The 22161-nt window shown below is 26.1% G+C and carries 20 protein-coding genes; 6 read left to right on the top strand and 14 right to left on the bottom strand.

Annotated elements, in window-relative coordinates; genetic code table 4:
• Positions 1-9: 9 nt before the first annotated feature.
• Positions 10-1314 (bottom strand): CNNM domain-containing protein, encoded by a 1305-nt coding sequence (locus tag MHO_RS00615; RefSeq protein ID WP_012855388.1) that lies wholly within the window; start codon positions 1312-1314, stop codon positions 10-12.
• Between the two features lie 92 nt (positions 1315-1406).
• Between MHO_RS00615 and def the strand changes: the two genes are divergently transcribed.
• On the top strand, positions 1407-1964 hold the full coding sequence (gene def / locus MHO_RS00610; protein ID WP_012855387.1) for a peptide deformylase: 558 nt from the start codon (positions 1407-1409) through the stop codon (positions 1962-1964).
• A gap of 31 nt (positions 1965-1995) precedes the next feature.
• Here the strand turns inward: def and MHO_RS05240 are convergent, their stop codons facing one another.
• Genes MHO_RS05240 through MHO_RS05230 form a run of 3 tightly spaced genes read right to left on the bottom strand, consistent with a single transcriptional unit; the run spans position 1996 to position 7760 of the window.
• Positions 1996-3189 (bottom strand): hypothetical protein, encoded by a 1194-nt coding sequence (locus MHO_RS05240; protein WP_143763817.1) that lies wholly within the window; start codon positions 3187-3189, stop codon positions 1996-1998.
• Complete coding sequence (locus MHO_RS05235) at positions 3176-7393, bottom strand: AAA domain-containing protein (protein ID WP_012855385.1); 4218 nt, start codon at positions 7391-7393, stop codon at positions 3176-3178. The genes MHO_RS05240 and MHO_RS05235 overlap by 14 nt, the downstream gene beginning before the upstream one ends.
• Complete coding sequence (locus MHO_RS05230; protein ID WP_012855384.1) at positions 7386-7760, bottom strand: PTS sugar transporter subunit IIB; 375 nt, start codon at positions 7758-7760, stop codon at positions 7386-7388. Before MHO_RS05230 ends, MHO_RS05235 begins: the two co-directional genes overlap by 8 nt.
• Before the next feature lie 180 nt (positions 7761-7940).
• Here MHO_RS05230 and trpS point away from each other — a divergent pair, with 180 nt between their 5' ends.
• The gene (gene trpS / locus MHO_RS00590; protein ID WP_012855383.1) at positions 7941-8942 is read left to right on the top strand and encodes a tryptophan--tRNA ligase; all 1002 of its coding nucleotides are present in this window, start codon (positions 7941-7943) and stop codon (positions 8940-8942) included.
• The gene (gene thrS / locus MHO_RS00585; protein ID WP_012855382.1) at positions 8942-10681 is read left to right on the top strand and encodes a threonine--tRNA ligase; all 1740 of its coding nucleotides are present in this window, start codon (positions 8942-8944) and stop codon (positions 10679-10681) included. Before trpS ends, thrS begins: the two co-directional genes overlap by 1 nt.
• A gap of 50 nt (positions 10682-10731) precedes the next feature.
• Here the strand turns inward: thrS and MHO_RS05225 are convergent, their stop codons facing one another.
• From MHO_RS05225 to MHO_RS00570, 3 genes are all read right to left on the bottom strand, one after another.
• Complete coding sequence (locus MHO_RS05225) at positions 10732-11316, bottom strand: hypothetical protein (protein ID WP_012855381.1); 585 nt, start codon at positions 11314-11316, stop codon at positions 10732-10734.
• Between the two features lie 157 nt (positions 11317-11473).
• Positions 11474-12112, bottom strand: a complete 639-nt coding sequence (locus MHO_RS05220; protein ID WP_012855380.1) for a hypothetical protein — start codon at positions 12110-12112, stop codon at positions 11474-11476.
• A gap of 12 nt (positions 12113-12124) precedes the next feature.
• Positions 12125-12829, bottom strand: coding sequence for a M48 metallopeptidase family protein (locus MHO_RS00570; protein WP_012855379.1), 705 nt, complete (start codon positions 12827-12829; stop codon positions 12125-12127).
• A 93-nt stretch (positions 12830-12922) separates the two neighbouring features.
• Between MHO_RS00570 and rpsT the strand changes: the two genes are divergently transcribed.
• The gene (rpsT, locus tag MHO_RS00565) at positions 12923-13186 is read left to right on the top strand and encodes a 30S ribosomal protein S20 (RefSeq protein ID WP_012855378.1); all 264 of its coding nucleotides are present in this window, start codon (positions 12923-12925) and stop codon (positions 13184-13186) included.
• A gap of 42 nt (positions 13187-13228) precedes the next feature.
• Here rpsT and rsmI read toward each other — a convergent pair whose 3' ends face one another.
• From rsmI to dnaX, 6 genes are read right to left on the bottom strand one after another with little or no spacing between them, the layout of a single operon-like run.
• On the bottom strand, positions 13229-13942 hold the full coding sequence (gene rsmI / locus MHO_RS00560; protein WP_012855377.1) for a 16S rRNA (cytidine(1402)-2'-O)-methyltransferase: 714 nt from the start codon (positions 13940-13942) through the stop codon (positions 13229-13231).
• Positions 13935-14768 (bottom strand): DNA polymerase III subunit, encoded by an 834-nt coding sequence (locus MHO_RS00555; RefSeq protein WP_012855376.1) that lies wholly within the window; start codon positions 14766-14768, stop codon positions 13935-13937. The genes rsmI and MHO_RS00555 overlap by 8 nt, the downstream gene beginning before the upstream one ends.
• A 37-nt stretch (positions 14769-14805) precedes the next feature.
• Complete coding sequence (tmk, locus tag MHO_RS00550; protein ID WP_012855375.1) at positions 14806-15447, bottom strand: dTMP kinase; 642 nt, start codon at positions 15445-15447, stop codon at positions 14806-14808.
• A 14-nt stretch (positions 15448-15461) separates the two neighbouring features.
• On the bottom strand, positions 15462-16052 hold the full coding sequence (locus MHO_RS00545) for a toprim domain-containing protein (protein WP_012855374.1): 591 nt from the start codon (positions 16050-16052) through the stop codon (positions 15462-15464).
• On the bottom strand, positions 16052-16351 hold the full coding sequence (locus MHO_RS00540; protein WP_012855373.1) for a YbaB/EbfC family nucleoid-associated protein: 300 nt from the start codon (positions 16349-16351) through the stop codon (positions 16052-16054). Before MHO_RS00540 ends, MHO_RS00545 begins: the two co-directional genes overlap by 1 nt.
• Positions 16352-16374: 23 nt before the next feature.
• Positions 16375-18378 carry a DNA polymerase III subunit gamma/tau gene (gene dnaX, locus MHO_RS00535; protein WP_012855372.1) on the bottom strand — a complete coding sequence of 668 codons (2004 nt, stop codon included), beginning with the start codon at positions 18376-18378 and terminating at the stop codon, positions 16375-16377.
• A gap of 83 nt (positions 18379-18461) precedes the next feature.
• Between dnaX and MHO_RS00530 the strand changes: the two genes are divergently transcribed.
• Together MHO_RS00530 and MHO_RS00525 are read left to right on the top strand one after the other, a co-directional pair.
• Positions 18462-18965, top strand: coding sequence for a hypothetical protein (locus MHO_RS00530; protein WP_012855371.1), 504 nt, complete (start codon positions 18462-18464; stop codon positions 18963-18965).
• Between the two features lie 86 nt (positions 18966-19051).
• Positions 19052-19483: a bis(5'-nucleosyl)-tetraphosphatase gene (locus tag MHO_RS00525; protein WP_012855370.1), complete on the top strand. Its 432-nt coding sequence runs from the start codon at positions 19052-19054 to the stop codon at positions 19481-19483.
• Positions 19484-19491: 8 nt separating this feature from the next.
• On the opposite strand, the gene secA is transcribed toward MHO_RS00525, so the two are convergent.
• Entirely contained in the window at positions 19492-22086 is a 2595-nt protein-coding gene (gene secA / locus MHO_RS00520) for a preprotein translocase subunit SecA (protein ID WP_012855369.1), read from the bottom strand.
• Between the last annotated feature and the right edge of the window lie 75 nt (positions 22087-22161).

The raw sequence follows: 22161 nt of genomic DNA, 5'->3' as shown, positions 1-22161 counted from the left end.
AAACAGGTTTTATTTACTTCAATCTATATCGATAATATCAAATTTTTGATCTTTATTTTTTAATGATATCACTTGAAAATCAATTTTATCTTCGTAAGTATATTTTGTATTAACATGTAGCTCGTGGCCAACACGGTTTTTTAGTCAATTTGATAAATTTAAATCCTCATCATTAGGAGCTTCTAAATTTAAAATTTCATCTCACTCAAAGCGCTTTCAAATTGTTGAAATTTTAACGTTTCCGCGGGCCTCACAGCGTTCCAAACTTATTTCATAAATTTGTTCATCATCATCATATTCGTCGTATATTTCGCCTACAACTTCTTCAATGATATCTTCGATTGTAATTATTCCTATGACACTGTCATCATTATTATTTTTAATGACGAAACCCATTTGTGCTCTAGCCTTCCTTAATTTTTCTAATGCAATAGAAAGTAAACTATTTGCGGAAATTTTTGGCACCGTTTTAACATAATTCATAATATTGCCACGCTTTAAAAAGAATATATCTTTTAAAAGCAATATGCCTATCATATCTCCATCTTTTTCAATTGGCAATCTTGAATAATTAGTTTCTTTAAACTTGTTTAATGCATCTTGCAAAGTTGCTTTATAATTCAAATAATCAATATCTTTTAACTTAACGTAATTTTGAGAAACCTTGCTTGAATCAAGATCCAAAACATTCTTTGCCATAGTTGATTCATTGATTTCTAAAACACCTTCATCTTGTGCAATATTAATCAGGTTTTTCATATCTTCTTCTGTATTTGTTATATAAATCTTTTTGCCAATTTTAGATATTGGATAAGTAATTGGAAAAAATATTCAATATAATGCTTCAATAAATCAACACGTTGATCTAATAACTCTTTCGGGATATGCTTTTGCAATTAGCTTTGGCAAAATTTCTGCAAACAAAACAATAAGTGGAGTCATAACAGCAGTTGAAATAATAGTAGCCTTGCCAGAAGACATTGTTGTTAATGATAAAACATATGAAAACAATGTTGCAGATGCAATATTTACCAAATTATTAGCTATTAAAATAGTCCCTAAAATTCTATTAAAAAACAAATGTTGTTTTTGAATTAATTTAGCGAACTTTTGCTTTTTTTCAATCATATTTTCAATCTTAGCCCTTGAAACAGTTGTATATGCTGTTTCTGAAGCTGAAAATATAGCACTAAATAATATTAGTAAAAAAAGAATGATTGAATATAAAATGTATTGTCATGGTGCACCGGTTGAAGTTAAAGCTCCTGATGCTGAATTTAAAGTATTATAGTTACCGGATAGAGGCTCTGGCATTAATTTCTCCTATATTTAAGATAATCTCTAATTATAATAAAATATTTTTAAAAAGTTCATTTAAATTCAATTAAATATGTAATAATTTAACTATGTTTAAATTTGAAGATGTTAAATTAGTTCAATTACCAGAAAAAGTATTGAGAAATAAATCAAAGAACGTTGAACTCCCATTGACCGCAGAAGATGATTTATTAATACAAAAAATGATTTTTCATGTTGATGATAGTCAAACTCCTCAAACAAAATTTAGACCTGCCGTTGGAGTTGCAGCAGTTCAATATGGAATATTGAAAAATATTTTTTATGTAATGGTAAAAGACGATCAAAATAATTATATTTTTAGAGATGCTTTAATAAATCCAATAATGCTTTCACATTCAAACCATAAAATATCATTGCAAGAAGGGGAGGGATGTTTAAGTGTTAAGGAAAGCGATGCAGGTCAAGAAGGTTTTGTATATAGATATTCAAGAGTTGTAATAAAAGCATATTCGTATTTTGAAAAAAAAGAAAAAATTTATGATGTTTCTGGCTATCCGGCAATTGTATTGCAACACGAATATGACCACTTGCAAGGAAAATTATTTATAGACAGAATCAATAAAAATCAACCTTGAAAGCAAGAAAAAAATTCTCATTTAATTTAGTTAAATAAAAAAACCGACTTAAACGGTTTTTTTATTTAAATTTTTTGTAATTACTATTAACAAATGTTATAGGACAACTATATTCAAAAACTCTAGGTTGATAAATTTCCTTGCCGTGTTTAATGGTCTTATCCTTATTTGTAAAAAATGGAACATAAATAGCATATTCATAACTAGATTTATTTTTTAAAATTAATTTATTCTTTACAATAGTATAAAAAGTTGACTTGAATTCTAAATTGAGCGTCTTAGTAAAAATATTATTTTCATTTTTTTCAATCTTTTTCAATTGAATTCCTTGACTTAAGAAATTAAAAGGAACAAACCAGTCTCTTACATCTGACTGAAACAACTTAAAATAATTTAATTCGGATTCATCGGTTCTTTTAGGATGAGATGTTAACCAAAGCGATTTATCAACGTAATTGTAATCACTATTATTCAAAATTTTATTATTAAAATTACTTATTTTGTTTCCAAGTTCTTCGAATGTTTTATCATTTTCAAAATTTAGGTTTGCATTTGTTTTAGTAACATAATAGAAATTTCAATTTTTAGTTAAAGCCGCCTTAGAAATATTAGGATCTTGCTCGTTTCACTTGGCAATTTGTGTTTCAGAAAACATTTCATTATCTAAAACATTCGTTGTTTCAATAGTAAAATTTCTTACCACATATGATTGATTTAAATTTTTCTTGTTTTCTAAATAAATATCAAAATGCAAATGCTTTCTATTTATTGCATCTAAAAAGAAGTTAGTTAATCTAGGATTTCATTGACTAGCATCATATTTAAAATTGAATTCTTTAAAGATTTCATTGTTTAAATTGGCACCCTCACTTAATATTTTTTTTAGAATTTCAAAAGGCTCACCTAAAATTGGTTTAGTGTTTACATTTCAAGTAATTGGGTAATTTTTTTTGTCAGGTTGTTTTCCATCGAGATACAATTCTTTAAATTTAGAATTTATTTGTGAATATAGAGAAACATCAATATAATCATCATAAGTTACTAATTCCATTTTTTTTCTGCTTGTAACTCCAATTGTTGCCCCTACGATTGTAACGATACCAGCAACAGAAAGAGTTATGAATAAAATTTTTTTAATCTTTTTTTGCTTTGCGATTTTAGTTCCAATATCCTTATGCAATAATTGATCTTCTATTGAAACTCTTCTTTTTATTTCTTGCTCTCATTGATCAAGAGGGTCGCTATTTTTTGACATTGTTGTCCTCCACGTTGAATTCCGTAGTTTTTTCATCTTCGATTAAATCAAAATTCAATATTTCTTCATCAGCAGTATTTTTAGTTATCTCTTTATTTTGTTCATCTTGTTCAATATCTTTATTTTTCATGTATTGATTATATTCTGCAGTATTCATGTCTATCATGTTTTTTACATCTGTAGAAGTTTCTTCGTTTTCATCAGCAAATAAACCTGCAAAATCATAGCTTTTTTGTTTATCGTTTACTTCTTTATTATTGTCAATATAAACTAATTGAGATTTTAATGTCTCATCTGGACTTTGAACATCATCATTCTTTTGTTGCTCTTCAATATTATTTTCTTCTAAATTAAAATATTCATCGTCTTGCTCATGCAACTTATCTTGAATAATGCCTGAATCATAATTAAGTTTAGCCTCAACTTGTTGTTCGCTTTCAGGCGCCATATTTATATCAAGATCATCGAACGTATTAGAAAATAAATTGCTAATATTTTCTTTGTTTATATCTTCAATTGAAAATCCTGATTCAATATCTTCACTTGTTGTTTTTGTAGAAATTTTTTGTTCATTAGAATTAGTTACTTTTAATTCATCGTTAGCCGATGATGAAGTGACATCTTCAATCTTTACCACATTACTATTATTTATTGCTGATTCAAATTCATTTTCAATGTGAAATTCCTGATCAATATGCGTTTTATCCAATTCAACATCATTATAATTAATCAAAAAATCTTTTTCATAGTCCTTTGAGTATTCGGCTCTTGATTCGGTTTGGTCATTAAATTCATGATTTATATTCTTATTATGGAATTCTTCAAATTGAGCAACCTCAGATTCATTTAATTCATAAATTTTATTATTAGAATCTTGATTAACTTCAAAAGTTTCGTCATCAACATTTTCAAAATCTATTTCTTTTAATTCAGAACCTTGTTTAATTTGGCTTGATTTTATGTTTTTTAAGGCATTATTTTCTATAATGTTTTCTTTAATTTCTTCTACATTTAAATTGTTATTTTCTTCGGGCAATAAAATTTGAGAATTTAACTCTTCTTCGTGTTTAATTAAAATTTTAATCTTATTTAAAATTTGTTTGTTTTCTACTATTCAACTTATTCTAGAAATATTAATTATTGGATATGATTTTGATAGTAAAAAATTAAAATCATCTTTAAATTTTAAATATTTTCTATAATCAGGCAAATATTTAAAATCGTCAATATTGATACCAATAATCATATTATTTGAAATTTTATTGATTAAGACTAAGTCTAATAATTTAGTTCCTATTGAATAATTCGAAATTATTTCGAAATTGTTAGCATTTAATTCCTTCAATAATTCGTTTAATTTTGCCAATACATCCATTTGAAGGTTGCTTACTTTTGGTAACAATATTGTTTGTGTTTTTTCATCATATTTTTTATTTTCATTATCTAAAAATAAATAGTTTTTTTGTTCAATTATTGATAAATCTAAAAATTTTAGCCATTCTTTGAATAAACGCATATCAGATGTTGAACGTTCATTAATTTCAACATCATCTGCATAAATTGATTTTACAACAATAATTTTTTCTCTTGCTCTTGATATGGCAACATTTAGGGCGTTTTTTCCACCCTTCCTTGCAACGTATGTTCCAAACAATGCTGTTTTTTTGTCATAAACAACAGACATAATGACTAAATCAGCTTCGTCACCTTGAATGTTTTCAATATTTTTTATTGTTATTTTATCGGAAAATAAGGCTTTTTCTAGTTCTGGTTCAACGCTAAATATTGCATTTGTCAAATATTCTTGTTGTTTAACATTAAAAACAAGAATAATTATTTTTTCATATTTTGTTAGATTTTCTTTTGCTATTCTTAATACTTCTTTAGCCTCAGCTTCATTGTAACTATTATTTCATTCGCCATCAACTTGAATTACATCAATTGGTTTTTCACTAGAAAATGCTAATTTAAAATCATCTATTACATCTAATTTGGAATCATAAAAATGTTTAGAACTGAATGTCATTAATGATGCCCTCTTTGAACGATAGTTCTTATCTAGCAATATTGAATAAGTTCCTCTAGCAGTAGCGTAATCTAGAAGAGATTCAATATCACCCAATTCTTCTTCATCTTCAAAATTATATGAAACCGAAAATCAACGTGTTGGTTGCATTTGCTTTGAATCTCCAGCAAGTATCTTTCTTTTAGCTAAGTATAAAATTGGAATTCCTTTTTCAATAAAGATTTGGCTTGATTCATCTAGGATTGCATAATCAAATTCTTCTTTACCTCACATTGACAAATCTAATTCAGGAGTAGTTACAATTATTGGAAATAATACTTTAATTATGTTTTTATATCTATGGAAAAACATATATGGCTTTAAGCTACCTGTTCTTATAGACATTGCAAATGATGTATATTCACGTTTTTGTTCATCATTGAAATTTGAAATTGTATTTATTAATTTAGCAAATAGCATGTTAGATAAAATGGTTGAATTACTTACATTTATTGTTTTTTTAATCAATAAATTTTTATATTTTTCAACAAAAGTTTCCAATTCGGCAAACTCTACTTTATCAATGTATTTTACCGCTTCATCTACATTGATTTTAAATAATTCAGGCGCATTAATAATTAATTCACTAGCTTCTTTTATTGACCTTGGATAAATTGAAAATATTGACGGTCTTCTTTTTAAATTTACTTCGTATAGATATTTTTTAAGTTCTTTCTTATCATTAAAAGTATGTCCTTCAACATCATATTTTATATCTTTTGTCAATAATCTTAGGGTATTAAAATCATTTATTGTTAAATTGGCATTCAATGTTGAGGCATAGAAATGAAGTAAGTTATTTAAGTTAGGCAGTGCTTCTATTTCATTCAATGTATCAACATAACCTTTATCTTCATCAGAAAAAATTTGAATTCCTTTTTCAACTTGAGAAATAGAAAAATTCTCAATTTTTTCTATAAATTTTTTTAATGGTTCGTAAAATACCTCTTGTCTTAAATTCTTATCATTTAAAGCAAATAAACAAAATAAGCTCAATTGTCCTAGTCTATTTCTCAATACATCAAGGGCGGCCTTCTTTTGAGACACAACTAGCGCAGTATATCCCCTTGCAATTATATTGACAATAATATTAGAAATAGTTTGAGATTTCCCGGTACCTGGAGGTCCTCAAATTATTGTATCTTGACATAGTGCGGACACTGTAGCAACATCTTGTGAAAAGTTTGTTTTTTGTACCTTAAATAACTTAAATTTATTATTAAAAATACTTGTGTTGATTTTTTCTCTATAAACATTTTTATTAATTTCGGGTACTAAAATACTTTCAAATTCATCGTTTTCAATAATTTTTTTCATTTGATTTCATAAATATCCAGAAGAAACGTTATAAAATCCAAAAATCATTCCGGGATGAAATTCGATAGATACGTTTTGAATATCACTTTGAGATACAAGCGGAATATTGCTTCTTAGTGATTGAGGCATATTGTATATAGGAGATCAAATTTTTTTTAAATGCTCAAATATAGATTCGATTGACAAATTAGAAAAATCTAAATTATCAATATTTAACAAAAAACCCTCTTGAGATAAAAATGTTACTAACTTACTATTTATTCTTACATCTGAATTCGATTTCAAATAAACCAAGGAATTTTTAACTTCTAATGTTACTTCTTTAAATAATAAAGGAGCAAAGATTGTCTTTTTATCCGTTTTTATTGAAATAAATAAAAAACCTACATGCAAAGGTCAGATATTTGTTTCAATGTTTATATTTTCAGCTTTATTTATTATTTTTTTTCAATTTACTATTGATTTTTGAAATTCTGATTCTAATTTAGTAATTAATAAGGTTTTAGCTTTTTCAAAATCAGTTGATAGCATCTTAAATATTGATTGTTCGATTCTGACATTATTATCTTTATAAATTGTTATTATTTCCTGCTTATTTTGTGCCTTTTCTAGCAATTGGCGCATTTCTTTATTTTTGACTTCGGTTAAAATACAATTAAATTTGTAATTTTTGAAAATTTGATCAAATATTTCTTGGCCAAAATTGTTATAAATATCAAAAAAATTTTCACTATTTATAGATGTATATAGTGAAGTATCATATGTATCAATATTCAATAAATTAGCCATTAATGTTTGATATTTAGAATCTTTGTTATTCATGATTGTTTAATTCCTTATTAAGTAATGTAGATAAATAATTTGCACAATTTCCAACAACTAATGATATATTTGAAGATTGAAATGCAATACCTGATATGCCATTAAGTTTTTTTATTTTTTCAATAGAAATATTTGCTTTATTTTTAAATGAAATTCTTACAATTTTTTGAGTTGCTGATGAAGAAACTATATTTGAAATTCCACCCAAATACAAAATTAAATCTTGCATTGAAAAGGTTATTTCATTGTCTGTTGTTAAATAATTCTTAGTTTTTAAAACCTTGTATTTTTTTCTTCAAAATATTAAGATTAACCCAAGAGTAATGATTATTAAAAATATGTATAAAAATTTATTTTTGTTTAGCATTTGTTTCTCCTATTATAGTTTTGCCTATGTAACTTATGCAAGTAATATAATTATATTTTAATAAAAATATATTAATATTAATTAATATTATTTAATTTATAAATGTAAAATAAAATTATTTTATAATCTTAGAAAGTTATAAAATTTTATTTGTATTAAACAATAAAAGAAAGGCTAATTATGCAAAATTCTGAAAAGAAGACGTTATTAAGCGGAATTACTGCAACTGGTAAATTAACGCTAGCAAATTATATTGGCGCTATAAAAAATATGGTTAAATTGCAAGAAGAATATAACAATTACATTTTTATAGCAGATTTACATGCTCTAACGTTGCCAATTGATCCTAAGCAATTATCAAAAAATAAAAAGGATATTTTTGCACTTTATATTGCATGTGGAATTGACCCTAAAAAGAGTGTGTTATTTTTTCAATCAGATGTCATTCAACATGGATTAATGAATTGATTAATTTTGACAAATACGACAATCGGAGAATTGTCAAGAATGACGCAATTTAAAGATAAATCAGCTAAAATAAAAACTGCAAATGGTATGGAAACAATTCCAACAGGAATTTTAATGTATCCTACTTTAATGGTTGGCGATATATTACTATATAATGCAGATATTATTCCTGTTGGCATCGACCAAAAGCAACATGTTGAATTGACTAGAAATTTAGCAATTAGATTAAATAATAAATTCAATACAACGTACAAAATACCTGAACCATATATACCAGAAGTTGGGGCCAAAATAATGTCTTTAACTGACCCAAGTAAGAAAATGTCAAAATCTGATACAAATCCTAAATCAGCAATTTATTTATTAGATGATCCAGAAGATGCATACAAAAAAATATTAAAAGCTGTTACAGATTCAGAAGGAAAAATATACTTGTCAGATGAAAAGCCGGGCATAAAAAACCTTTTGACTATATATAGTGCTTTAAATGATATTTCATTACAAGAAAGCGCTGAAAAATTTAAAAACAGCAATTACGGTGAATTTAAAAATGCTGTCGCTCAATGTGTAAAGGAATTTTTAATTAAGATCCAAGATAAGTATAAAAATGCCTTAAATCAAATTGAAACATTGAGTAAAGAGGGAGCAAAAAAGGCAAGTGAAGTTGCCCAAATTAACTTAGATATGTTATTAAAAGGAATAGGATTAAGATAATGGAAGCAAATAAAAAATTAAATCATTCAGCAAGCCATTTATTAGCGGCTGCTATATTAAAACTTTATCCAAATGCTAAATTGGCAATTGGACCAGCCATTGAAGAAGGGTTCTATTACGACTTTGAATTTGAAAATCCAATTTTAGAATCAGATCTTCCAAATATTGAAAAAGTAATGAAAGAATTAGCAAAAGAAGGTTACGAAATGCGAAAAGTTGGCATTGAACAATATTCTTTTGAAAATCAACCATATAAAAAAGAACTTTATGAAGAATTTAAAAAAGAAGGAAAAGAAATAACATTCTTTCAATATTGAAATCCAAAAACAAAAGAAATTCTATTTACAGACTTATGTGCAGGTGGCCATATTGAAAATTCTAGAGAAATTAAATACTTCAAATTGTTAGGAATAGCCGGTGCTTATTGAAGAGGTGATTCTAAAAACAAGATGTTAACAAGAATCTATGGTACTTGTTGGGAAACAAAAGATGAATTAGCAAAATATTTAGATATCTTAAGGGAAAGAAAAGAAAGAGATCATCGTAAAATAGGAAGAGATTTAAATTTATTCACTTTTAACCAATTAGGTGGACAAGGATTTCCATTTTGATTAGAAGACGGAATGAAGATTCATAATGCAATTAGAGATTATGTTTTAAAACTTGATAAAAAATTTGGTTTTAGAGAAGTGCTAACTCCACACTTTGGTGAAAAGAAGCTTTATGAAATAAGTGGACACTGAGCACATTACCAAGATACTATGTTTGCCCCAATTAAAATGGATAACGAAACATTAGTTGCTAGACCTATGACCTGCCCTCACCATATAATATTATTCAATTCAACAAGACGTTCATACAAAGACTTGCCAATTAGATATTCAGAACAATCAAGGTTATATCGTTACGAAGCATCGGGTGCTTTAAGCGGACTTGAAAGAGTTAGAGGAATGGATCTAACAGAAGGTCACATTTTTGTTAGACCAGATCAAATAAGATCAGAATTTAAGCACTTGTATAAAATGATATTACAAGCATTGAAAGATTTTAATATCGAAATAGACCATATTTCTTTATCATTAAGAGATCCACAAGATACTCAAAAATTCTTCCAAAATGATGAAATGTGAAATAAAGCAGAAAATGACTTGCGTGAAGTTTTGGGCGAATTAAATATTAAATATAAAGAATTTATTGGCGAAGCTGCTTTTTATGGACCTAAAGTTGATTTTCAAGTAAAAACTGCATTAAATAGAATTATTACTATGTCAACATTACAATTAGACTTCTTATTGCCTTCAAGGTTCGAAATGAAATTTGTTGATAGCAATGAACAATTTGTAACACCAGTATTAATTCATAGAGGTTTAATTGGAACCTATGAAAGATTTATTGCAACACTACTTGAACAAACAAAAGGTGTATTGCCATTTTGATTAAGTCCAAGACAAATAACAATTATTCCTATAAATGATGAATTAAACGAAAAAGCTCAAGACTTGTATAACGAATTTTTAGATGAAGATTTTAATGTTAATATTGATATAAGACCAGAAAGAATAAATAAAAAGATTCGTGATGCTCAAATTTTAAAGACCAAATTTATAGTAGTAATTGGAAAAAAAGAAATTGAAACAAATACCTTATCAGTTAGAGAATATGGAAAAGATGATTCTAAAACATACAGCAAAGAAGAATTTGTAAATTACTTAAAACAATTAAAAAAGAATTTAAAATAAATTAAAAAATAAAAACTGGAATTCCAGTTTTTATTTTTTAATTTATTGGATTAAATAACGTTTGTTGCTAACAAAATAATCAAAATCAAATTAATAATTGTTAGAAGCGATAAAAGCACTGTTAGAGTAATAAATAGTTTTTCTCCGCCTTTGTGGTCTTGTATACCTGAACAAACAATGTTATTTGAAGATTTCTTTGTTCAATATTCTTTTCAATGTTTGTTGTTTTCTATACCAGTTAAACAATCGCAAGAGCATGAGCATTCACATTCTTGTTTTGGTTCTTCAACTTTCTTAGCCTTTGATGCAGGTTTTTCAACCAATTCTTCTCTTTCGATAAATTCAATAGCTTCTTCGTTTTTAACTTGTTTTTCAGCAACTTTTTCAACAATAACACGGGCACCATCAATGTTTACGCATCCGCGGTAAGCGCCATCACGGTGGAATCAACATTTGGTTGGGTTTTGTGTATTTTCGCTAACTTTAATAAATTCTTCAACTGCGCTAGAAAAATTTAAAAAGTTTCCTGAAATGCCCTTATTTGCCTTTTTAAAGTTAAATGAAATATTTCTATCTTTATCAAAAGTTTCAGAAATATAGTATTTTTCTAATACTGTTTTTTGTTCTTTTGCCATATTTAAGATACTCCTTACGTAAGGTTATTTTTTAAAAAATTTTATAAATAAATTAAATATTAATATTTACAATTAAATTATTACACAAAAACACTAAAATAACAAAAAGATATTGTTGTTTTATTGAAAAATTATTGAAAATACTAAATTTTTACAATTATTTTGCCATTTTATTATTTAAAACATTGAAAATAGTTGAAACAGATTGGTTATACATTGAATTAACATTCGAATTATATACAGATTTTATTGAAGCACATAAATCTTTAATATTGCAAATTCCTTGAAACGATGGCAAATCTTCTATATTTAATTCCGTGCTTAAATTATGTACAAAAATTGAACATATACTCATTTCACTAGAAAACAATAGTCCAAAATTATTCATAGATTTTTTTAAACTAATTAATTGATTGGGTATCTTAGATTTTTTACCATTTGATTTAGTTAAAATTCATTCGTTGCTAAAATAGTCACCTTGAATAGATGAATCAGAATCATACATATAAGCCTTTAATACAAAAATAATTTTATCAGTAACAAATATATCATCTAAGTGTATTCTTCGATCATCATAAGAATAATCGTTAGCACCTATAAAATTGCAATTTTTTATAGATTCACTAATATTTTTTAATTGTGCATTGTATGAATCTAAAAATCCTTTTTGATCTTTTAAAAATCTTCTATTCTTTTTAGAAAGAACAATAGAAACTGAAATTAGAATTATAACTATCGTTAATAGCAAAACTAATCCTATAATAATTCCATTTATAAATTTTGTTTTATTTTCCATGAAATCTCCTAACTATATAAAAATTTTATCTTTTAATTCCTTTTTTATTTGTTTAAAGTCAGGAATATATTTTTTTACCATATTTCAAAATTCAGTTGAATGATTTTGATAAATAAAATGAACAACTTCATGACAAGCAACGTATTCCAAAACTTCTTTTCTATAAAAAATCAATCGATCTGAAAAAGTTATTGTTCTTTTTAAAAAATGATTTGTTCCCCAGGCATTATTTTTCTTCAAAATTCTTACTTTTATTGACTCAGATGGTATGCATAATAATTTACAAAATTTTTCTACATATAAAGTTGATAGTTCCAGTAATATTTTTTTTAAATATTTATTTAGAGTAAATTCTATACCTTGTTTTAAGATTTTCAAATTCTTATTTAATTCAAATAAATTTAATATATTTTTTTGAATTAAAAATTTTGATTCCTTGCCTCATAAATAAAATTTATTTTTTTCTATATCAATTGCAAGTATTTTCTTTTGCTCAATTTTTATTTTTATTTCTAGAAGTTTAGGAACCGATGATTTTAAAAAATTATCCAATATTATTGTATTCATATACTTATGTGGCACATAGGCTACGATTTCTTGTTCCTTGTTTAACTTTAAATAGATATTTTTATTATTAGTTAGATAATAATTTATCAACTCAGATTCATTATTTTTTGAATATTTAAGATATCCATCATATTTTTTCTTTGTTACCATATAGAATATTTTAATAAAAATATTATTTTTCTAAATAAAACGCTTTTTTATTGTAAAATACTATTGCTAATTATTAAGCATGAAAGGCAAAAAATGGCAAACATTAAATCAAAACAAAAAGCAATATTATCTAACGAAAAAGCAAACATCCGTAATTCAGCCGTTAAATCATCAGTTAAAACAGCTATTAAGAAAGCAAAAATTGCTGCTGTTAATAAAGATCCTAAAGCTGCTGAATTTCAAGCTAATGCTCACCATGAAATTGACAAAGCTGTTTCAAAGGGCGTTTTACATCAAAACAATGGTTCTAGAAAAGCTAGCCGTTTAGATGCATTTATTGCTAAAAATAACAACTAAATTTAAAAAATTAAATAATAAAAAGTTCGCGTCCGAACTTTTTTATTTTATTTCTTTTTTATATTTGTTAATTTTAAGTTTCTTTGGTTCTTTGAAACTAAATACAAGAGTATATTCACCGCGTTGATCTTCTTTGCTTAGTTGTGTTAGAACTTCTTGAGGTGTTCCTTCAAATGAGGTTTCAAACATTTTTGTCATTTCTTTAATTAAAAATAATTTAACTTGCTCTTGAAAAATAATCTCAAAATCCTTAATAGTTGAAAGCAATTTATGAGGTGAAACGTAAGCAACATATGTGCCAAATGTCAAAGATTTTAATTGATTTTGTCTTGCACCTGACTTATCTTTTAAAAAGCCTAGAAATGTGAAGCAATTATCCAAATTAGCCTTTATTATTGCATGTATTAGAGCAGTCGGGCCCCCAATTACATCAATGTCAATATTTGCTGCCTTAGCTGCTTTAATAACTTCAAAACCAGGATCAGAAATGCAAGGCATACCGGCATCAGAAATCAATGAAATAATCATCCCTTGTTGCAATAATTCAATAATTTTAGGTGTCATTTCTTTTTCATTAAATTTATGGTATGCAATTAGGCGCTTGTTATTAATTTCATAATGTTGCAATAATTTTTGACTAACTCTTATATCTTCACACAAAATTATATCGCTGGATTGTAAAACCTTAATTGCTCTATATGTTATATCTTCTAAATTTCCAATTGGAGTTCCAACTATATAAATTTTATTATTCATATTCTTCCTTTAATTTTAAAATTAACTTTGCTTTTTGAATATTGAAAATACAATTATTGTTATCAATTAATTCAACAAAATTATATAAATTATTAATAATATTTAATATTGAAATAGAATCAAATTTACTAATATTTTTATCTTTTTTTATGCTATTTTTTAATTCATAAATTTGTTTAAAAATAAAAATAGAAAAAAGAATAATATTTTTATAATTTTCTATATTTAATTGTTGAATATAAAACAAAATAAGATTAAATAGATTTGCTGGTGAATTGTATATTAAATCAGCAAGTTCCCTAAATTGTTTTTGCTTGCTTACGTCAATTTTATATGTAATAAAAAAACTTTCAACGCTAACAATAGCATTAAAATCATCACGAATGTCAATAATAAAACATCTTGATTTGATTGTTTTCAAAACGTTTTGGGGCTTTATTGTATGTAATAATATTATTGTATTGAATGGAGGATTTTCTAAAAATTTCAAAATACTATTTGCGGCCTTTAGTGTAATATTTTCAACACACTTAATAATTAAAAATTTATACTTATTAGCAAATAGAGAGCTTTTGGAAACACGATTTAAAAATTCCTGTAAATTTTCTTTCGATATTTCGCCTTGGCTCCCATCAATAATAAAACAATATTCTTTTTGCAAACATTGATGCCAGCTTATTTGTTTTTCATCATTAACTAATCTAACAAATTCTAAAATATCTAAATCAATATCTTGATTTGCACGTGAAAATAGTAAATAAACTTGTTGGAGCTTATTGTTTTTTATTGAATTTTCCAATACTTTACTCAAATTTTCGTTTATCATATTTTTACAACCTTAAATATAAAAAGACAAAATCAAATTAAATTATTTTATTTTCTTTTAATACATTTAATACTCTTTTAAATAATTCATCAATATTACAATCAGATTTTATAATCTCATATTTTTCATTACCTTGATTAATAACATATCAATAAGAATCTCTTAGTTTTTTGTAATATTCAACATTGGTAGATTCTAATCTATCAGTTTTTGTTTTTCGAATTTGCGTAATTCTTTCAACTGATAGTTCTGGCTCCATATCAAAGAATATAGTTAAATCAGGTGTTGTTTCTTCAGTTGCAATATTGTTGATATCTTTTACTTTTTTAAGTCCTAAACCACCTAAAACTCCTTGATAAACAAATGATGATGTTCAATACCTATCTGAAATAACTGTTTTATTTTTTTTCAATCCTGGTCAAACACATTTTTCAAGATTTAACCTTCTACTTGCTGCAAATAATAAGGCATCCACCATAACACTAAAAGAATTATCATTATCTAAAATTAGCTGTCTTATTTCTTCTGCTTCTTTTGAATGTGAGCTTCCTGGTTCTCTTGTAAATACGAAATCATCTAGTCTATTTTTAGACTCTAAATATTCTTTTAATTTCTTTATAATAGTTGTTTTTCCTGAACCATCCATCCCTTCAAATACTACAAATTTTCCCTTTGACATAAATGTTTCTCCTCCTACATTTTGATTTTATTCAATAATGATTCTTTTAATGTATCTTGATCAATATATTCAACTGATGAGCCCAAAGGAATACCAGTTGACAATTGAAAAACATTTGTAAAATTTATTTTGTTTTTCAAGAATTTTTTAATATAATGCATATTAAATTGACCCTCAATAGTTGGGGAAAGTGAAAGAATTAGTTCATTCTTATCTTTTAATATATCTATTAATTTTTCTAATAAACTTGAAACTATAAAATCTTCATTCTTTAAGCTTATATTTTGATCAAATACAAAATATTTTCCTTTATACAAACCAATATTTTCAAATTTATCAATATCTAACGAATTGCCAACTAACATAAGTTGTTTTGTTCGATTAGTGTCCAAGCAAATATTGCAAATTGTATTTTCGTTATATCTATTGCAAATATTACACTTCTTTATTGAATTTCTCAATGCTTTTATTTGATTGCAAATTTGATCTATATCTTCACTTGATGATTTAAAAATGTTGAATATAAATTTTTGAGATTGTTTTTTAGTAAAATCAAAAACTGTTTTTAAAAGTTCTTCTAGTTTTTGTATCTCAATATTATTCATTAGAATGAAAGGCCACTATCAGAATATTTAGCATTAATTTCATCAAAAGCCTTATCAACTGTTTCTATTGCTTCATTAACTGCAAGCATTAATAAATCTTCTAATAATTCTGGATCATCTGGATCGATTAATGCAGGATTAAATTTTATAGACACTAATTTTCTCAAACCATTCATAACAACGGTTATACCTTGCTTTTCAATAGTAAATTCTTTCTTTTGAATTTCTTGTTCATCTTTTTCCATTTCAGTTTGAATTCTACGTGCTTTTTTAAGCATTTCATTCATGTTCATACTCATATTACTCTCTCCTTATTTAATTTTTATTTGTTCAACTTGAACTTATCTCCAAAAATTTCTTGCGCTCAAGCAACATCTTTTTGAACTGTTTTATTGTATTTTAAATTTAAATCTTCCAAAGGTTTAACTTTTTTGGCTCTTATTTCGTTTATATTTGCCTTTCAATATTTCTTTGCTTCTAATATCTCATCTTTTGTAATGGCATAAGCATAAAGATATCTATCAAAAACTTTATTCAATGCAGCCATAATATTTTCATTATGTGAATTTATATTTAAATCGTAGACTTTTTCATCTATATCACACGTTAACAAAATAAAATCATTCGTTGAAAAAATAATTTTAAAGTCTGATAAGATATTAATTTCATTTTTGTCTGTTATTTTTTGACTTAACATACCATATTTAATAGCATCAATGTCTGTAAAATTACTACGACCATCATTTAACATATTGTTTTTCAAATATTGTTTTATTAATAAACAGTCGATTATTGTTTCTAAAGGAACATGTTTATTTTCTGAATTTTCTTTTGAAATTAAATCCTCATTTACTAAATCTTTTCAATTTTCCGATATTTGTAAATCGGTTGTTTCTTGGTTATCAACATTTGAATCTATGCTAATTTGATTATTGCTTATTATTTGATTAGAAATATCAGCAACTTCAAACTCTGATGTTTGATCTAATGAATATATTTCTGCAGTTTTTTCTAATAAGTCATCAATCTTTTTTGAATTATTAGCTAAGTCTTCTGTTGAATTATTATCACTTGAATTTTGTATTGTGGAATTGTTTGCATTGAATCCATTTGCTATTGAGGATAAATCCAATGATTTGTAAATATTATTTTTATTAATGGCCTGCTTTTCTTGACTATTAAAATTATTAAATTCCTCATTACTAATTTTTGGCATAACTGCAGAATTTTTATATTCTTCTTTTGGGCTTAAAAAGTTGCATAACTTTAATAACAAAATTTCAAAATAATCTTCTGGACTATCGCTTATAGCAATACTATGCAATTGATCTATCAATGTTTCAATGTAATAGTGTGCTTTAACATCATCAATTTTAATTTGCAATAAAATTTTAAAATCAGTTGAAACAAGACTTTGATCTCTTGTCTTATTAAAAATTATTCATTCTTTTAAAATGTTTATTAAATCGTTTATCAAGATGTTTATATCAATACCTTGACTAAATAATTCTCTTGCAAGATTCAATGTTTTATTAATATCATGCATTGACATGTAATTTAATAACTCTATTTTATTATCTATATTTACAATTCCAAATAATTGTTCAACAACTTCTTTCTTAATAACTTTATTGGCACAATATATTGCAACATGGTCTGCAATACTCAATGAATCTCTAAGACTACCATTTCCTAATTTAGCAATAACATTAATTGCATCATCTTCATATTCAATATTTTCTTTATTGAAAATATCCTTCAATTGAGAAACCAATGTTTCAATTGTCATAAGTTTAAAATTGAATCTTTGAACCCTACTTAAAATAGTTTCTGGTATTTTTTGGGGATCAGTTGTTGCTAGAATAAAAATTATGTGACTAGGTGGATCTTCAATTGTTTTTAATAAAGCGTTAAAGGCTGCTTTTGAAAGCATATGAACTTCATCAATAATATAAATTTTATATTTGCTTTGTGTTGGTAAATGTTTTATTTTTTCTTTTAATTCTCTAATGTCATCAATGCCGGTATTAGAAGCAGCATCTATTTCTATAATATCTAGATTTCTATCGACATTTTTGATACATTCTTCACATGGTTTTAATATATCGCTTTGATTATGTAAACAATTAATTGTGTTTGCAAAAACTTTAGCAGTTGAAGTTTTTCCATTTCCGTGGGGACCACAAAATAAATACGCATGACTCAATTTATTATTCAAAATAATATTTTTCAATGTTATTACAATGTGATCTTGGCCTTTTATATCATCAAAAATTTTTGGTCTATATTTTCTATACAATGCTAAATATTTATTAGTAAGTGCCACATTTTCTCCTTTTAATAATTTAATTTTACCAAATTCAAAAATAAGGTTATTATTATCATTTATAATATTTCAAAAGAGGCATAATGGATATTAACAATATTATAAAAAATAATATAAAAAGATTATTAATAACAACAGCGTTTGGCTTTTTAGCGATTTTGATTTCTTTTTTGATTACCGGGATATTTTCAATACAATCGCTTTCAAATAATGGCCGTCTTGCAATATCTTGCTTTGGACAAATAATTTGCGGTTTTTACGTTGTTTATTATATTTTGAATTTCTTTTTAGTATATAGATTTAAATCAGAAATTGCAAACAAAAAGATATTAAAAACTCTATTAATAATTAGCATTTTTATTTTGATATGTGGAATTTGTTTTATTGTTAATGGTTTAATTTTACCTTCAATTAGAAAAACATACATTCAAGCAGTAATGACTAAAAATAATAATTTATTACAAAGTATACTTTGACAAGGCAAAGTAATTAAAGTTGAAATGTGAATTTCAAGTACGATATTTTTAGTTACAATTGCTTCATCATTAATATTATGCAGTTTTATTTTTAAAAAGATGAATAATTAAGTTTTTGGCAAGATGCTCATTTTCTTTATTGTTATATAATTTATATAAATAAATTGTAGTTAAGAAAGGTAAGGGAAATTTCGCTAATGAAAAAAGAGAAGTCGTGTGGCGCTATTATTTTCAAAGAAGAAAATGATAATCTTTTTGTTTTATTAGTTGAACAAACAGCAGGCCATTGAGGGTTCCCAAAAGGCCATGTTGAAAAAAACGAAACAGAAGAGGAAACCGCGATTAGAGAAGTAAAAGAAGAAACTAACATAGATATAAAATTGCTCAAAGGTTTTAGAGAAGTCAATAAATATATTATTGGAAAATTAATATCTAAAGAAGTTGTTTATTTTATTGCTAAGCCAACATCTTTTGATTTAATTAAGCAAGATAGTGAAATTAAGGTAGTTGAATGGCAAGATACAACAAATGCATTGTTATATCGCATAACATACGAAAGTGATTGTGAAATATTGAAAAAGGCTGTTGAATTTTATTGCGAATATATAACAAAAAATAACGGGTTTTAAACAACTCGTTATTTTTTTTCTTCATTAGTTTGCAAAGAAGCAAGTTGGAATTGGAACTCTTTTAATATTGATCTTTCCACTTCCTTTAGTTTATCATCCACTTCTTGTTCGTTTAAACCTTCTTTAATCAAATGATCACGTTCTGACTTCAATAAATAATTGATAAATTCAAGAGCTTGCTGGTTCTTTGAAGTTGTTTGAGCCATATCTGTTTTTTCTTCAAAAGCATTTGTTAACCATGATAAATCAACATCAGTATTTGTTGAAGGTATTGCGTCGTAATTATTCATTAAATTAATTGTGCATTCCAAAGCAATTCTGCCTGTTAATTCTTTGAATTTCTTTGAACCCAATTGAGTGTAAACTTGATATGGGTTCTTTTGAGAATATTGAACTAAATTTGTACTTCTTCTTAATCTGTCCATTATATTAATATGATCTTGTCACGCAGCATCAAAAACGCTTAATATTATATTTCTTTCAGAATTTATTAATGAAGATATCCCATATTTATCAATGATATTTTGTCTTAGTTGGTCATAACATTTATTTCAGGTTTCAATTAAGTATTGAATTAATTCTTCACGATCATATTCAACTAATTCTTCAACACTAAATTCTTTGTTTGTTAAAATCATAAAATTGTTATTTAGATGCTTTACAAATTCTATTAAATCCAAACTATTGTTTTTTATAAAGAATGGGTTATTTACTGTTTTTTCTGCTGCAACTGATATCATTTTTCTAATTATTGTTCCAAGATCATCTCTATTTAAAATTAGATCACGTTGTTCATAAATTAAATCACGTTGTTGTCTAATTACGTCATCAAAATTTAGGACGCTTTTTCTATTATCAAAGTTAAACCCTTCAATCTTTTTTTGAGCCCTCAAAAAGGCCTTTCTAATTGCTTCACCAGGAATTGGATCTTCGCCATATTCTTTGAAAATTTCTTTTCAGTGATCTTGAACTGAAAAACGCAAAATTAATTGGTCATCTAATGATAAAAAGAATTTTGTATATCCTACATCTCCTTGACGGCCAGAACGTCCTTTTAGTTGATTATCAATTCTTCTTGATTCAGCTTTTTCAGTACCTAAAACATACAATCCACCTAATTCTAGTGCTTCTTTTGAAGGTTTGATATCTGTTCCACGTCCGGCCATGTTTGTGGCAATTGTAACTGCTCCTACTTGTCCTGCTTTAGAAATAATTTCTGCTTCTGAAGCATCTTGCTTTGCATTTAAAACTGTATGAGGTATGCCTTCAGATAGCAAATATTCATGCAATATTTCAGAATCTTCAACTTGAGCAGTTCCTATTAATATTGGTTGTTTCTTTTTATAAACACGTTTAACCTCTGCAGTAACTGCCTTTCATTTGCTGTGCATATCAACATAGATTTCATCTTTATCATCAAATCTAGCTATTGGTTTATTTGTTGGAACAACATTGACCCTCATATTATAAATATCAATAAATTCTTTTTCTTCTGTTTTTGCTGTTCCTGTCATACCACTTATTTTTTTAAATAGACGGAAAAAATTTTGATAAGTAATTGTTGCTAATGTTTTGGTTTCTGATTCAATTTCAACGCGTTCTTTTGCTTGAATTGCTTGTTGCAATCCTTCTGAATAAGCTCTTCCTTCCATTATTCTACCTGTGAAGGAATCAACTAATTCAATTTTGTCGTTTCTAACAATATATTCAACATCTAATTTCATTACTTTATGTGCTCTTAAAGCATTTTGAATTCTATGAACAAGTTCAGAATTTTCTATATCATAAAGATTTTTAAAATTGAAATATTTATTAGCTTTTTCAATTCCTTTATCTGTTAGATAAACAGATTTTGTTTCTTCATCAATAAAATAATCATCTTGACTTAATGTTCTTACAAACAAATCTGCAATTGTATACAAATTGCTTTCGTCATTATCACCGCCTGAAATAATTAAAGGAGTTTTTGCTTCATCAATCAATATTGAATCTACCTCATCTAGTAAAATAAAATCAAGCCCGCGTTGAACTTTTTCTTCTTTACTCATTGCCATATTGTCGCGTAAATAATCAAAACCCAATTCAGAATGAACAGAATAAACAATATCGCAAGCATATGCTTCTCTTTTCAACTCACTTGACATTTGAGATTTGTTTATTCCAACACTTAAACCTAAAAAGTTAAAAACTTGCCCCATTTCTTGAGCATCACGTTCTGCTAGATATTCATTAACTGTTGAAACAATAACAGATTGACCAGTAATTGCGTTTAAATAAATTGGTGCTATAGAAGTAATAGTTTTACCTTCACCGGTTTTCATTTCTGCTACAGAACCTAAATCTAAAATTATTCCGCCTATCATTTGAACATCAAATGGTCTTTTGCCTAAAATACGTTTTGTTGCTTCTCTACAAACAGCAAACGTTTCAGGTCTAATTTGTTCTGGCGTTTCTCCTGCTTTTAAACGCGACTTAAACTCTATAGTTTTTTGTTGCAATTCCTCGTTGCTTAATTTTGATATTTCTGGTTCTAAAGCATTTATCCTCTTAAGGGTTGCCTCTGCAATTCTCATTTCAGTTGATTTAAATTCAAATATTTTCATAGTTAATATTTTACAATATTATTTTATTTTTAATGATTGTTAAAAATAATAAATAAAAAATGCCAATTTTTATGG

The sequence above is a fragment of the Metamycoplasma hominis ATCC 23114 genome (assembly GCF_000085865.1).
GTDB classification, from domain to species: Bacteria; Bacillota_I; Bacilli_A; order Mycoplasmatales; family Metamycoplasmataceae; genus Metamycoplasma; species Metamycoplasma hominis.
This window is presented reverse-complemented; position numbering and strand designations above follow the sequence as displayed.